The organism is Pseudomonas sp. GV071 (assembly GCF_003050835.1).
Lineage (GTDB): Bacteria > Pseudomonadota > Gammaproteobacteria > Pseudomonadales > Pseudomonadaceae > Aquipseudomonas.
The window spans coordinates 71571-84858 of sequence record NZ_QAOJ01000005.1 but is presented as its reverse complement, the minus strand read 5'-3'; the positions used below and the strand labels follow the sequence as shown (position 1 = coordinate 84858).

19 protein-coding genes are annotated in these 13288 nt (G+C 63.0%); 3 read left to right on the top strand and 16 right to left on the bottom strand.

Going from position 1 to position 13288, the window contains the following annotated elements:
* Positions 1-29: 29 nt before the first annotated feature.
* Complete coding sequence (locus C8K61_RS10925; protein WP_108096290.1) at positions 30-467, top strand: hypothetical protein; 438 nt, start codon at positions 30-32, stop codon at positions 465-467.
* Between the two features lie 153 nt (positions 468-620).
* Here C8K61_RS10925 and C8K61_RS10920 read toward each other — a convergent pair whose 3' ends face one another.
* From C8K61_RS10920 to C8K61_RS10900, 5 genes are read right to left on the bottom strand one after another with little or no spacing between them, the layout of a single operon-like run.
* The gene (locus tag C8K61_RS10920) at positions 621-1181 is read right to left on the bottom strand and encodes a DUF4136 domain-containing protein (RefSeq protein WP_108096289.1); all 561 of its coding nucleotides are present in this window, start codon (positions 1179-1181) and stop codon (positions 621-623) included.
* A 59-nt stretch (positions 1182-1240) separates the two neighbouring features.
* On the bottom strand, positions 1241-1846 hold the full coding sequence (locus C8K61_RS10915; protein ID WP_108096288.1) for a DUF4136 domain-containing protein: 606 nt from the start codon (positions 1844-1846) through the stop codon (positions 1241-1243).
* A gap of 35 nt (positions 1847-1881) precedes the next feature.
* Entirely contained in the window at positions 1882-2631 is a 750-nt protein-coding gene (locus C8K61_RS10910) for a methyltransferase (RefSeq protein ID WP_108096287.1), read from the bottom strand.
* Positions 2628-2933 carry a MazG-like family protein gene (locus C8K61_RS10905; RefSeq protein WP_108096286.1) on the bottom strand — a complete coding sequence of 102 codons (306 nt, stop codon included), beginning with the start codon at positions 2931-2933 and terminating at the stop codon, positions 2628-2630. The genes C8K61_RS10910 and C8K61_RS10905 overlap by 4 nt, the downstream gene beginning before the upstream one ends.
* Positions 2934-2972: 39 nt before the next feature.
* Complete coding sequence (locus tag C8K61_RS10900) at positions 2973-3824, bottom strand: MaoC/PaaZ C-terminal domain-containing protein (RefSeq protein WP_108096285.1); 852 nt, start codon at positions 3822-3824, stop codon at positions 2973-2975.
* A 194-nt stretch (positions 3825-4018) separates the two neighbouring features.
* Between C8K61_RS10900 and C8K61_RS10895 the strand changes: the two genes are divergently transcribed.
* The gene (locus tag C8K61_RS10895) at positions 4019-5026 is read left to right on the top strand and encodes an AraC family transcriptional regulator (RefSeq protein ID WP_108096284.1); all 1008 of its coding nucleotides are present in this window, start codon (positions 4019-4021) and stop codon (positions 5024-5026) included.
* 20 nt (positions 5027-5046) lie between these two features.
* On the opposite strand, the gene C8K61_RS10890 is transcribed toward C8K61_RS10895, so the two are convergent.
* The gene (locus tag C8K61_RS10890) at positions 5047-5634 is read right to left on the bottom strand and encodes a 2-hydroxychromene-2-carboxylate isomerase (RefSeq protein WP_108096283.1); all 588 of its coding nucleotides are present in this window, start codon (positions 5632-5634) and stop codon (positions 5047-5049) included.
* A gap of 122 nt (positions 5635-5756) precedes the next feature.
* Positions 5757-6485 (bottom strand): SDR family oxidoreductase, encoded by a 729-nt coding sequence (locus C8K61_RS10885; protein ID WP_108096282.1) that lies wholly within the window; start codon positions 6483-6485, stop codon positions 5757-5759.
* A gap of 136 nt (positions 6486-6621) precedes the next feature.
* On the opposite strand from C8K61_RS10885, the gene C8K61_RS10880 reads away from it, so the two are divergent.
* On the top strand, positions 6622-7116 hold the full coding sequence (locus C8K61_RS10880; RefSeq protein ID WP_108096281.1) for a helix-turn-helix domain-containing protein: 495 nt from the start codon (positions 6622-6624) through the stop codon (positions 7114-7116).
* 95 nt (positions 7117-7211) lie between these two features.
* Here C8K61_RS10880 and C8K61_RS10875 read toward each other — a convergent pair whose 3' ends face one another.
* The 9 genes from C8K61_RS10875 to ubiE all read right to left on the bottom strand — a co-directional run bounded on the left by C8K61_RS10875 (position 7212) and on the right by ubiE (position 13235).
* The gene (locus C8K61_RS10875) at positions 7212-7919 is read right to left on the bottom strand and encodes a 16S rRNA (uracil(1498)-N(3))-methyltransferase (RefSeq protein WP_108096280.1); all 708 of its coding nucleotides are present in this window, start codon (positions 7917-7919) and stop codon (positions 7212-7214) included.
* Positions 7916-8698 (bottom strand): twin-arginine translocase subunit TatC, encoded by a 783-nt coding sequence (gene tatC / locus C8K61_RS10870; RefSeq protein WP_108096279.1) that lies wholly within the window; start codon positions 8696-8698, stop codon positions 7916-7918. Before tatC ends, C8K61_RS10875 begins: the two co-directional genes overlap by 4 nt.
* Positions 8695-9132, bottom strand: a complete 438-nt coding sequence (gene tatB / locus C8K61_RS10865; protein ID WP_108096278.1) for a Sec-independent protein translocase protein TatB — start codon at positions 9130-9132, stop codon at positions 8695-8697. Before tatB ends, tatC begins: the two co-directional genes overlap by 4 nt.
* Before the next feature lie 3 nt (positions 9133-9135).
* Entirely contained in the window at positions 9136-9408 is a 273-nt protein-coding gene (locus C8K61_RS10860; protein WP_108096277.1) for a twin-arginine translocase TatA/TatE family subunit, read from the bottom strand.
* 25 nt (positions 9409-9433) lie between these two features.
* Positions 9434-9766: a phosphoribosyl-ATP diphosphatase gene (locus tag C8K61_RS10855; protein WP_108096276.1), complete on the bottom strand. Its 333-nt coding sequence runs from the start codon at positions 9764-9766 to the stop codon at positions 9434-9436.
* The gene (gene hisI / locus C8K61_RS10850; RefSeq protein ID WP_108096275.1) at positions 9759-10160 is read right to left on the bottom strand and encodes a phosphoribosyl-AMP cyclohydrolase; all 402 of its coding nucleotides are present in this window, start codon (positions 10158-10160) and stop codon (positions 9759-9761) included. The genes C8K61_RS10855 and hisI overlap by 8 nt, the downstream gene beginning before the upstream one ends.
* Positions 10161-10231: 71 nt before the next feature.
* Positions 10232-11839: a ubiquinone biosynthesis regulatory protein kinase UbiB gene (gene ubiB / locus C8K61_RS10845; protein ID WP_108096274.1), complete on the bottom strand. Its 1608-nt coding sequence runs from the start codon at positions 11837-11839 to the stop codon at positions 10232-10234.
* On the bottom strand, positions 11836-12465 hold the full coding sequence (locus tag C8K61_RS10840; protein WP_108096273.1) for an SCP2 domain-containing protein: 630 nt from the start codon (positions 12463-12465) through the stop codon (positions 11836-11838). The genes ubiB and C8K61_RS10840 overlap by 4 nt, the downstream gene beginning before the upstream one ends.
* The gene (ubiE, locus tag C8K61_RS10835) at positions 12465-13235 is read right to left on the bottom strand and encodes a bifunctional demethylmenaquinone methyltransferase/2-methoxy-6-polyprenyl-1,4-benzoquinol methylase UbiE (protein WP_108096272.1); all 771 of its coding nucleotides are present in this window, start codon (positions 13233-13235) and stop codon (positions 12465-12467) included. The genes C8K61_RS10840 and ubiE overlap by 1 nt, the downstream gene beginning before the upstream one ends.
* Positions 13236-13288 lie beyond the last annotated feature (53 nt).

Here is a 13288-nt window from a genome sequence, read left to right as displayed (position 1 = left end):
CAATGAGCCTGTGGCTCAGGGAGTGACAGATGAACCGACTTATCCACAAGCCGGCCCTGCTGGGCGCGGCGTTGCTGTTGGCGCTGGGTGCCAGTGCTTCGAGTTACGCGGTTGATGCCAATGCACCCGCGCGCGCCGTGCAAGGCAGCAATCCTTCGGCGCCCTCGACCCAGACCGCGCCATCCGGTACAGGCGCCACTGGCGGCAATAACACCTCCAACACCAATGGCATGAACAGCAACGGCTATAACACCAACACCAACAGCAGCGGGTCGATCAACAACGGTGCTGATACCAATACGGGTACTGGTTCAGGCTCGGGTACCGGAACCAGTAATCCGCAGCTGAACAATCAGAACGGCTCGCAGACCGGCTCGGGCAGCATCGGTAGCGAACCGTCGGGCAGTCTTGAAGACCAGCGCCGTGCCAGTGGTGAGGCGATGGAGCGGGAAAGAACTGGCGAGTAGGGAGTATGCTTTCGCTCGTCTGCATCAGAGGCCTTCCGGGCTAGAGCCAGGCAAGGCGCCCCGGAGCTTTTAAGCGCAGCGTACTGCAGTACGTGAGCATTAAAAGTGAGGACGCAACGCCGCCTGGCCGACGCCCAGAAGGCCGTTCCGATTTCATCTAGGTGGGTACTGGGTCAAGATCTTGCCGACGGTCTCTCTGATCGCCGCTTCGCGTTCCACCGGGCTGGTCTGGTTGTTGCGCACGATCTGCTCGGCGCTGCCACGCCACACCAGCTTGCCGTCTTTACCATCAAACAGGTCGACCTGCACGGTGCCGACTTTGTAGTCGACGTTGCGCGTTTCGGTGTACGCCGGCCCGCCCCAGTAGCCATTCCAGTAACCGCCCCAGGCGCCGCCATAGCTGGTGCTGACCTGGTCGGTGCGGTTTTCCACGATCAGCCAGGCTTGCACGCTGACGTCGCCCTTGGCGCCGGCCGGGGCCAGGCGCAGGCCGCGCTGATCGAGTTGTTCAGACACCGCGTCGCGGATCCGTTGTTCGGTCAGATCACTTTTGATCCGGGGGTCATCGGGGCTGTACTGCAGCGCAGGCTCCTTCCAGACGAAGCTGCGGTAGGCGGCAAAGTCGCGGTGTTTGTCGAAGTCCTGATTCAGCTGGGTGGTCTGGCACGCGGCCAGCAACAGCAGGGCGGGCACTAACAACAGACGGGCAGTCATGATGGATCTCCCTTGCAGGCACGGGGTATGCGCCTGAGTCTAGACGTGGTTGAGACCCTCTAGCGCGGCGGATACGCACTAAGGGCTTTATTCACTGCCGAGCGCAATGCATCGACGCGCTCGCTCTGGCTACCACGGTTACTGGTCTCGGCACTGCCATTCCAGATGCTTTGTTGGTTATGCGCATCGAGCAACTCGACCCGCACCACTTGCACCTCTTCTTCATAGGTTCGTACCAGCGGCACGCTGCCGTACATGCCGCCGTAATTGTTGCCGTAGGGATCGCGACCGTAATAGGTGCCGTAGTCGTCCTGTACTTGGCGCAAGCGGCGCTCCACGCGCACATCGGCGCGTACCTGGACGTCGGCGGTCATGCCCTGGCGCGCCGGGCGCAGGCCGCGTTGGTCGAGGCTGTTGCTGAGGATGTCGGCCATCTGTTCCGGCGTGGCGCCAGCCGTGCCACCGGGCAAGCGGCCATTTTCCCAGGCCCAGGTCTGGTAGCGACCGTAGTCGCGCGGGGCGGCCGGGTAGGCACTGAGGTCGAGGGTTTGCGCGGCCTGCGGGGGCGCGGGTGGCAGCGGGTTGGCGCTGGGCGTGTACGGGTTCTGGCTCTGGCAGGCAGCCAGGCAGAGGCAGCAGATCAGCAGCGGCAAACGGCAGTTCATCATGCACTCCTCATCCGGTACAGCAGGGTAGCCCGTTACTGCGGGCGGCAGATCCAGTGCAGGTAGCGGCCCAAGCCCATGAAGCTGGGGTGGCGACGGTGGGCCAACTCCATTTCCAACAGGTCGAGCAGTTCGGCTTTGAGTTGGAACTCGCGGGGCATGTAGTCATGGAACACGCGCACGCCGCTCTGGCTTTCGACTCGCCAAAGCGTGGCGAGTTGCGTGGCCAGCTCGCGCGGGTCCAACGGCATTTGCGGAGTCAGGCTTTGCTTCTCGCCAGCGAATTCCTGTTTGCGCAGCTTACGGAAATGGCCCTTGAGCAGGTTGCGGTAAATCAGCGCGTCCTTGTTGTAGAAGGCCAGCGATAACCAGCCGCCCGGCGCGGTGAGCTGGTGCAGCACCGGCAGAATCGCATGGGGTTCGGCCAGCCATTCCAGCACGGCGTGGCAGACCACCACGTCATAGGGTTCGGTGAGTTGGCCGAGCAGGTCCTGCCAAGGCGCCTGAAGGAAGGTGGCGGCTTGCCCTGCTGCGGCGAAGCGTTCGCGTGCGCCCTGCAGCATCGGTTCGGCAGGTTCGGTGACTGTTACCTGATGGCCGCGCTCGGCCAGCCACAGTGACATATGGCCGAGCCCGGCGCCGATATCGAGAATGCGCAACGGCCGCTCGGGCAACGCTTCGGCGAGGTCGGCCTGGAGTACGGCAAGGCGGATGGCCCCCTTGGCGCCGCCATAGATCTTCTCGGCAAAGCGCGTAGCCAGCTCGTCGAAGTGGCGGTCAGTCATTGGCCGAACCGCCGTTCGCTGTCGGCCAGCTTGGCACGCACCACTTCGTTCATGTCCAGGCCCAGTTCGCTGCACAGCAGCAACAGGTAGAGCACGATATCGCCGACTTCCTGGCCGGCGTGGGCCAGCTCGTCAGCCGGCAATTGGCGCGACTGGTCTTCGCTCAGCCATTGGAAAATCTCCACCAGCTCGGCCATCTCCACGCTGGCGGCCATCGCCAGGTTTTTCGGGCTGTGGAAACCACGCCAGTCGTTGTGGTCACGAATGGCGTGCAGGCGGGCGGTGAGTTCGTCGAGGTTCATGCGGCTGTCCTGGGTGAAGATCCGCATTGTTTCACGCGGCTAGATCACGCGCCAACTGCCGGTCATGTGCGGCACGTCGTGGTTGCCGACCAGCTTGAACTGGCCGCTGGCCGCCGGGTTGCTGGCTTGCAAGGTAACCGCGCTGGGCAGCAGCACCGGTTTCTGGAACCGCACCTCGACCACATAACCCGACGCCGGTACGCGTTCGCCGAGGGCGGCCAGGGTACGCGCCTTGTTCCACAGGCCATGGGCGATGGCGCTGGGAAAGCCGAACAGCTTGGCGCTGAGGGCGGACAGGTGAATGGGGTTGTAGTCGCCGGCCACGGCGGCGTAGCGGCGGCCGATATCGGCGGGCGCCTGCCAGTGGGCCATATCTTCCAGTGGTAGGGTGATTTCCTCGCTGCGTTCCGCCGGTTGCCCGGCCAGTTTCAGCGCGCGGCAGAGAATCCGGCTGTCACCTTCCCAGAGCAGGCCGAGTTGGTCTTCCAGGCGGGTGATCAGGCTGAACACCGCGCCCTTTTCATGGGGCTGCAGGTTCTCGACATGCACGCTGACAATGAACGGTCCCATGCCGCCCAGCGGGCGCACGCCACGGATGCGGTTTTCCAAGTGCACCAGGCCCAGCAGCGGAAAGGGAAAACTGGGGTCGGTGAGCAGCTGCATCTGCAGGGGAAAGGCGAGGATATGCGGGTAAGTGGCTGGCAGGTGACCGTCTTCACTGAAGCCGCAGATCTGCCGGTAACGCTCAAGCTTCTTTGGTTCGACGCTGATCGCGCAACGCAAACCGAGGTCGGGCAGGGTCTGGCCTTTTACCCCGCGGCGTAACGCAGCACGGGCGAAGAGGCCTGGCAGGGCGGGTGGGGCGGGCAAGTCGAGCCAGGTAGTGGCCATGGGGGCTCCTTGGTTTTTTGAAAACGCGAATGCCAGCAGCTTAGACTGCCAGCGCCGCGCCACATTGGCCGCCCGGCCCGCTTGCGCGGCAGGCCAGCCAATTGCCCGGCGCAGAGCGCATGTGCGGCCTTGAGCCGGCGGGGTAAAACTGCCTAAGATGGCCGCGCCTCACGGACAAACAAGAATCCTAAAAAATGACGCGTGATCTGACCGACGATGTGGCGCTGATGCGCCCGGTGATCGACGCCCTGCGGGCCAGCGGAACCGACCCTGATCGAGTGCTGGCGCGGGTCGGTTTGCCGCCTGGTGGCTTGCCTGCCGGGCGCTTCCCCCACTCGGCGCAGGCGTTGTTCTGGAAAGCTGCCAGCGAGGAATGCGGCGAAGAGGATGTCGGCCTGTACCTGGCACAGCACCTGCCAGCGTTCCACGGCCTCCTGCTCGAATACCTGTTTCTTTCCAGCGAAACCTTCGGCGACGGCCTGCGCCACGCCTTGCGCTACGTGCGCCTGCTGTCCGACACCCTGAATGCCCGGCTGGAAGTGGAGGGCGAACTCGCCACCCTGATGCTCGGCATGCCCGCCGGTGTGCCGCGGCATTTCCCGGAAATGCTCGCCGGTGCGGTGATCCGCCTGTTCGACGCGCTCACCGAGGGCCAGTTCAAGCCTCGCCTGGTGCAACTTATCCACAGCGACGGTGCTGACCTCGAGCGTTATCTGTCGGTGTATGGCTGCCCGGCCGAACTGGGTGCCGAGCGTTATGCCCTGCAATTTGATGCCGAGGTGCTCAATCGCGCGTCTCGCCATGCAGCGCCGGAACTGCTGCGCATGCACGAATCGCTGGCCCGCCGGCAACTGGCCGAAGTGGAGCGTCTGGACCTGGTGCGCCAGGTACGCGAATTGATTGGTGAACTGCTGGTCGACAGCGGCGCCACCCTGGAACAGGTTGCCGGCCGCCTGAACATGCCGCCCCGACGTCTGCGCGAGCGACTGGCGATGGCCGGCGTGCGCTTCAATGACCTGGTTACCGACTACCGCTGCCGGTTGGCCAAAGAGCTGCTGCTGAAAACCGATGAGCGCATTGAAGTGATCGTCGAGCGCACCGGCTTCTCCGAACCCAGCACCTTCTACCGCGCGTTCAAGCGCTGGGTGGGAGAGACGCCGGTGGAGTTTCGCAAACGGGGCAAACCGCAGGGCGAACAGTAACTCCTGTTCGCCCCGCAGGCTTAGCGCTGCAACGCCTCGGCCACGAAATCCAGGCGGTCCTGGCCGAAGTGCATTTCGCCATCGACAAAGAAGATCGGCGCGCCAAAGGCGCCGCGTTTGATCGCGTCTTCGGTGATGTTCTTCAGGCGCTGCTTCACCTCTTCATCGTTCACCAACCGCTCAAACTCTTGTGGGTCCAGGCCGGCTGCGCTCAACACCTGCGCCACCACAGTCGGGTCGCCCATGTTCTTTTGCTCTACCCACAGCGCGGTGAACACTGCCTGTAGGTACGGCTGGAAATTGGCCGTGCCCAGGTAGCCCGCAGCGCCGCGCATCAGCAACAGGGTGTTGATCGGGAAGAATGGGTTAAACGCCATGGGTACGCCATAGCGCGTGGCGAAGCGCTGCATGTCGGCGAGGGTGTACTTGGCCTTGGCCGGAATGGCGATGGGCGACTGGTTGCTGGTGGCCTTGAACACACCACCCAGCAGCATGGGCTTCCAGGTGATCTCCACGCCGGCATCTGCGGCGATTTTCGGCAGTTGGGTCCAGGCCAGGTAGGTGGTGGGGCTACCGACATCAAAGAAAAATTCCAGGGTTTTGCTCATTTTTTGATCCTTGTTTTTATTGTGCTCTTCGTAGGAGCGGCCGGGCGGCGATCCGATTAGCCGCGATGCTTTTGATCCTAAGAGCAATCGCGGCTGAAGCCGCTCCTACGGGGTATGCAAATTCAGAATGTCTCTAGCCATGGCCGCAAATCCAGTTCGTGCGTCCACGAGTCTTTCGGCTGCATGTGAATCTGCCAGTAGCTGTCGGCAATATGCTCCGGGTTGAGAATCCCGTCCTGCTCTTTGAGGGCATAGCGCTCGGGAAAGTTGTCGCGGATAAACGCGGTGTCGATGGCGCCATCGATGATCGGGTGGGCGACATGAATGCCCAGTGGCCCCAGTTCACGGGCCATGCTCTGGGCTGTGGCACGCAAGGCGAACTTGGCGCTGGCGAAGGCGCTGAAACCTTTGCCGCCGCGCAGAGAGGCGGTTGCGCCGGTGAAAATGATGGTCCCGCGTTGACGGGGCAACATCACTTTGGCCGCTTCACGGCCCGTGAGAAAGCCGGCCAGCGCGGCCATTTCCCAGACTTTGCGGTAGACGCGCTCGGTGGTCTCGGTAATGGAAAACCACACGTTGGCGCCGATGTTGAACACCACCACTTCCAGCGGGCCGATCTCGCGTTCGATGGTGCCAAACATCGCCTGCACCTGCTCCTCGATACGGGCATCGCAGCCAAAGGCGCGGGCTTCACCACCGGCAGCGGTGATCTCGGCCACCAGCGGTTCGAGCTTGTCGGCGTTGCGGCGCGCCACACAGGCCACGTAGCCCTCACGGGCAAACCGCTTGGCTATCGCACCGCCGGTGGCATCGCCGGCACCCACTACTAACACTGCTTTGCGTTCGCTCATTGTTGTTCTCTCATCGGTTGCGTGAGTGGGTTCCTTTTTGGAACTTGGGTGAGATAGTCAGTTCCTTTTTGGAACCTGTCAAGCTAGAGTAGCCAGCAGAAACTTGCGGCCAACAGAACTGAGTAGAGAACCCCTCATGCGCTGGGAAGACCTTGGTGAGCAGCCGTGCTCGCTGTCACGCACCTTGTCGGTGGTCGGCGACCGCTGGACCCTGTTGGTGCTGCGCGAATGTTTTATGGGCGTGCGCCGCTTCGACGACTTCGAAAAGCGCATGGGCATTACCCGCCATGTGTTGGCTGAGCGCCTCAAACGCCTGACCGAGCACGGCGTGCTGGTGAAGAGCGCCTACCAGCAGCGGCCCCTGCGCGAAGAGTATAGGTTGACCGAAAAAGGCCACGACCTTTACCCGGCGGTGCTGGCGCTGGTGAACTGGGGCGACCGGCACATGAGCGACGACATCGGCCAGCCGATTCGCCACGTGCACAAAAGCTGCGGCCATGAGGTGCACGGGGTGATGGTGTGTTCGGACTGTGGCGAGCCCCTGCAGGCGCGGGATATGAGCTTGCGCGAGGCGCCGGAGCTGGAAGGGAAGCTATTGCCGGCGCATTGGCATAAGGCGTCGGGCGGGTAGTCGGGGGACGAGTCTGTTGGGCTTCGCTGCGCTCAACCCAACCTACGGCGTTCAATGTAGGTTGGGCTGAGCGCAGCGAAGCCCAACATCGCGATTTAGAACAGACGCGCGAGCAGCGCCGTCACCGCTGTTTCTACCCGCAGAATCCGCTCACCCAGCTGCACCGGCTGCAAGCCAGCCTCTGCCAGCTTCTCCACTTCATACGGAATCCAACCACCTTCCGGCCCGATGGCCAAGGTCACTGGGCCCTCCACCGCGCGCGGGCAGCTCGGGTATTGGCCTGGGTGGCCAACCAACCCTTGGGTTCCCGCACAAATTTGCCCCAGATGGTCTTCCACAAACGGCTTGAAGCGCTTTTCGATGCGCACGTCGGGCAGCACGGTATCGCGTGACTGCTCCAGGCCCAGAATCAGTTGCTCACGGATTGCTTCCGGTTGAAGGAACGGCGTCTGCCAGAAGCTTTTTTCCACCCGGTAGCTGTTGAGCAGAATCAGCCGTGGCACGCCCATGCTGGCGACGGTCTGCAGCACCCGACGAAGCATTTTTGGCCGGGGCAGGGCGAGCAGCAGGGTCAGCGGCAGCTTTGCTGGTGGTGGCTGATCAAGGCTGATCTGCAGTTCGGCTTCGCCGGCTTCCAGGCGCAAGATCTGCGCTTTACCCATCAAACCGCCAACGCGGCCGACACGCAGGCTGTCACCGGATTCGGCGCGGTGCACCTCCTGCAAATGGGTAAGGCGGCGATCGCGCAGAATCACGCGGTCGGCGCCGACAAAATCGGCGTCTTCCAGAAGCAGCAGGTTCACGGCTGGGTGGCTGGTGGTTGGGCGTCGTCGGCGCTTTCTTCAGGCTTGCGCTTGCGCACCATGCCGCCGAAGAACACGCCGACTTCGAACAGCATCCACATCGGCACGGCCAGCAGGGTCTGCGACAGCGGGTCCGGCGGGGTGAGGATCATGCCGACCACAAAGCAGCCAATGATCACGTACGGACGGATCTTTTTCAGGTAGGCCACGTCGACCACGCCGATGATCACCAGCAACACCACGGCCACCGGAATCTCAAAGGCCACGCCAAAGGCGAACAGCAGCGTCAGCACCGAATCCAGGTAGGTGTTGATGTCGGTCATCGGCGTCACGCCCACCGGCGCCGAACCGAGCAGGAAGTGGTAGATCAGCGGCAACACCAGGAAGTAGGCGAAGGCCATGCCGGCGTAGAACAGCAGCACGCTGGAGGTCAGCAGCGGCACAGCAATGCGTTTTTCGTGCTTGTAGAGGCCCGGCGCAATAAAGCCCCAGGCCTGGTACAGAATCACCGGCATGCTGGCGAACAAGGCGATGACCATGGTCAGTTTCAGCGGCGCGAGGAACGCCGAGGCTGGGTCGATGGCAATCATCGTCGCGCCTTCAGGCAGGAAGCGGCGCAGCGGCTCGGAGGCGATGGTGTAGATGTCCCGCGCGAAATAGAACAGTCCGGCGAAGATCAGAGCGGTCGCGGCTACGCAGCGCAGCAGGCGCGTGCGCAACTCGGTGAGGTGCGAAACCAGCGGCATCTGCTGGTCGTTTTCCGGGGTATCTACGCTCATGGGGCTCGCGGCGGTTGGGGAGGGACGGGCAGTTCCAGTTGGCCTTGCAGCTCGTTCACTGGCTCTGCGACGGGCGCTTCGCTGGACGCGGCGGCAGGCGCAGGTGGTGCTACGGGGGCGGCTACGGGCGCAACTGCCGGTGCGGCATTCACGTCAGCCTGGGCCAGCGGTGGTGCTGCAGGCACCTGCGGCGGAGCGATGGCATTTCGGGCTTCCTGTTCCAGGGCCAGAATGTGCTCGTTGTGCAACTGCCGACGAATTTCGTCGGCGCCGATTTCGCGTTCCACTTCCTGTTTGATCGCATTGAAGCTGCGTTTCAGGCGGCCGATCCACAGGCCTGCGGTGCGCGCAGCACCCGGCAGACGCTCGGGGCCGAGCACCAGCAGGGCCACCAGGCCCACCAGCAGCAGTTCGCCGAAGCTGATGCCAAACATGGGTCAGTCCTTGCGCGCAGGCTCTTCGACTTTCTGGGCTTGCACGTCAATGGTGTGCGGTTGGTTCAGCGGCGCGCTCTGGCCAGGCGCCGGTTGTGCCTGGGTGGGTTGTGCCGGAGCCGGCTCGGCCGGTTTTTCGTCATCGTTCATGGCTTTGCGAAAGCCCTTGATGGCTTCGCCGACGTCGCTGCCCAGACCTTTGAGCTTCTTGGTACCGAAGACCAACACGACGACGATCAGAATCACGACCCAGTGTTTCCAGTCAAAAATACCCATGGAGCGGTTCCTCTAGAGAGATAGGTTAAGAAGGGTCGCGAGCGGCTTTTTCCGCATGCCCGGACAACCCGAAGCGCCGGTCCAGTTCATCCAGCACGGCCTGGGGGTGCTGACCGAGGGCGGCGAGCATGACCAGGCTGTGGAACCACAGGTCGGCGGTTTCGTAGATCAGGTCGCTGCAGTCACCGCTGACCGCAGCATCCTTGGCGGCAAGAATGGTTTCCACCGATTCCTCACCGACCTTTTCCAGAATCTTGTTCAAGCCCTTGTGGTACAGGCTGGCCACGTAGGAACTGTCGGGGGCGGCGCCTTTGCGCTCCTCGAGTACCTGGGCAACTCGGCTGAGCGTGTCACTCATGGCTGTGGCCTCCGGCATAAATAGCGTGGGGGTCTTTGAGCACCGGGTCGACGGCTTTCCAGGCGCCATTTTCATAGACGCGGTAGAAGCAGCTTTCACGGCCGGTGTGGCAGGCGATGCCGCCCAGTTGTTCGACCATCAGAATGATCACGTCTTCATCGCAGTCCAGGCGCATCTCGTGCAGCTTCTGCACATGGCCGGACTCTTCGCCCTTGCGCCAGAGTTTGCCACGCGAGCGCGACCAGTAGATGGCGCGTTGCTCGGAGGCAGTGAGGCTCAGGGCCTCGCGGTTCATCCAGGCCATCATCAGTACGCGCCCGGTTTTATAGTCCTGGGCAATTGCCGGCACCAGGCCGTCGCTGTTCCAGTTGATCTCGTCTAGCCAATCGTTCATTGCAATTCCGTAGTGCGGGTCGTTGCCCGGTCGAAGCATCTGGCGAGTTTGCCAGTTGAGGCCGCCACTGGCTATCGGCGCAGAATCAGGTACAGACCGCTGGCAGCCATCAGCCACGCCGGCCAGGTGGTCGCAGCGGTGATGCTGGCGGCGGCCAGGGCCAGGGTAATTCCGCCGCCCAACAGTGCCGTGCCGAGCAGGCGCAGCGCCCATTTATCGCCACCAGGCTGCTGTTGCAGCGGCGGGTTGTGCAGGTGCGGCTGGGCCATGCGTTCGAGCAGCTCGCGGGTCATATGGGCCAGGTGCGGCACCTGTTCGACTTGCGATTGCAGGTTGTTGAACAGGCTTTTCGGGCTGATGCGCTCACGCATCCAGCGCTCGAGGAACGGCTGGGCGGTGCTCCACAGGTCGAGGTCCGGGTAAAGCTGGCGGCCCAGGCCTTCGATGTTGAGCAGGGTTTTCTGCAGCAGTACCAGTTGTGGCTGGATCTCCATATTGAAGCGCCGCGCGGTCTGGAACAGGCGCATCAGCAGCAGGCCGAAGGAGATGTCTTTCAACGGGCGCTCGAAAATCGGCTCGCAGACGGTGCGAATCGCCGCTTCGAAATCATTCACCTTGGTTTCCGCCGGCACCCAACCGGAGTCGATGTGCAGTTGAGCTACCTTGCGGTAGTCACGCTTGAAGAAGGCGATCAGGTTGCGCGCCAGGTAGTCCTGATCTTCTGGCGTCAGGCTGCCGATGATGCCGCAGTCGATGGCAATGTACTGCGGGCTCCACGGCGTGCGGGTGCTGACGAAGATATTGCCGGGGTGCATGTCGGCGTGGAAAAAGCTGTCGCGAAACACCTGGGTGAAGAAGATTTCCACGCCGCGCTCGGCGAGCATTTTCAGGTCGGTGCGCTGGTCGGCGAGGGTTGCCATGTCGGTCACCTGCACGCCGTAGATGCGCTCCATTACCAGCACCTGCGGGCGGCACCAGTCCCAATACACCTGTGGCACATACAGCAGTGGCGAGCCTTCGAAATTGCGGCGCAGCTGGCTGGCGTTGGCCGCTTCGCGCAGCAGGTCGAGTTCGTCGTAGATGGTTTTTTCGTAGTCGCTGACCACTTCCACAGGGTGCAGGCGACGCGCCTCGGTGGACACCCGTTCGGCCAGTTTGGCGAGCAGGAACAGCCAGGCGATGTCGGCGCGGATCACCGGTTTCAGGCCGGGGCGAATCACCTTCACCACCACTTCTTCGCCACTGCGCAGTTGCGCGGCGTGCACCTGCGCTACCGAAGCCGAGGCCAATGGCTGGCTGTCGAAACGGGCAAATACGTCGCCGACTTTCGCCCCCAGTTGCGCTTCGATCAGCGCCAGGGAATGGGCGGAATCAAACGGCGGCACCTGGTCTTGCAGAAACGCCAGCTCATCGGCCATGTCCACCGGCAGCAGGTCGCGGCGAGTCGAGAGCAGTTGGCCGAACTTGATGAAGATCGGCCCCAGGTCCTGCAGCGCCAGGCGCACGCGTTCGCCGCGAGTGAGTTCCAGCTTGCGCCGCGGCAGCCAGCGCCAGGGCAGGAAGTAGCCCACTGCACGCAGCCACCAGGGCAGTGGCAGGTCGAGAATCAGATCATCGAGGCGGTAGCGAATAACCACGCGCTGGATGCGCAACAAACGGCGGACGGCAAGCAGGCTCATGCGGGTTCGCTAGGTTTTGGGGTGAGTGTCAGGGCCAGGCGTTCAACCCGCGCATCGAGGCGATCGAGGGCCATTTTCAGTTCGTCCAGTTCGGCGAAGCGAGCTTGTGCTTCGTTTTCGCCGACCAGCGTGCGCGACTCTTCGGCGAGGTAGTCGGCGAGGTTCTGGCGCAGGCTGTCGAGGTTCTGCGTCGTCCAGCGCGCGCGGCTTTTCAGATGGCCGCTGAGCAACTGGCTGCCGATTGGGCCGAGCCAGCGGGCCAGCTCGTATTCCCAGTCGAGTTCGAGGTCTTGCAGCACACCAGCGAGGTCCAGCAGGACAGCGCTGTCGCCGTCCAACTCGACTTCCGGGCTGTGCAGCACCGCCGTTTTGTCTTTGCTGGTGGCCAGGCGCAACAGGCTACTGGCCGGGGCGCGCAGGCGGCAGGCGATGTCGCCGCTCCAGTGCGCGGCCAGGCGCAGACCGGCATCGTCGGCGAGGACAAACAGCTGCAACGCCGGGGCGCTGCAGTCCACTTCAATGACCTTGCCGGCCAGGTGCGCCAGGCGTGGCAGGGCCGTCGCGTCCAGACGCAGGACGCGGTTGATGCCAGTTTCGGCAGTGGCCAGCAGCGCCTGGGTGAGCATCAGGGCTTGATGCCGCGGTGCAGGGCGACGATGCCGCCGGTCATGTTGTGGTACGTGGCGCGTTCGAAACCAGCCTCGACCATCATCGCCTTGAGGGTTTCCTGATCCGGGTGCATGCGGATCGACTCGGCCAGGTAGCGGTAGCTTTCCGAGTCATTGGTGATCAGCTTGCCCATCAACGGCAGCAGGCTGAACGAGTAGGCGTCATACGCCTTGGACAGCAGGTTGCTGGTGGGCTTGGAGAACTCCAGGATCAGCAAGCGGCCACCGGGTTTCAGCACCCGCAGCATGGAGCGGATCGCTTCATCTTTATGGGTGACGTTGCGCAGACCGAAGGCGATGGTTACGCAGTCGAAGTGGTTGTCCGGGAACGGCAGCTTTTCCGCGTCCGCCTGGACGAACTGGACGTTGTTGGCCACACCGCTGTCGAGCAGCTTGTCACGCCCGACCTTGAGCATCGAGGCGTTGATGTCGGCCAGTACCACTTCACCGGTGGGGCCTACCAAACGCGAGAACTGGCGAGTGAGGTCGCCCGTGCCGCCGGCGATGTCCAGCACCCGGTTGCCGGTGCGAACGCCGGACAGCTCAATGGTGAAGCGCTTCCATAGGCGGTGTACGCCAGCGGACATCAGGTCGTTCATCAAGTCGTATTTGGCGGCTACGGAATGGAAAACCTCGGCGACTTTGTCGGCCTTCTGGCTTTCCGGCACGCTCTGGTAGCCGAAGTGGGTAGTCGGTTCGGCATCACTGCCTTTGCGCGGATCGTTCATGTGCGGTCACCGGAAGAAAGTGCCGGCCATTCTAATCGCCGTTGTGGGCTTTG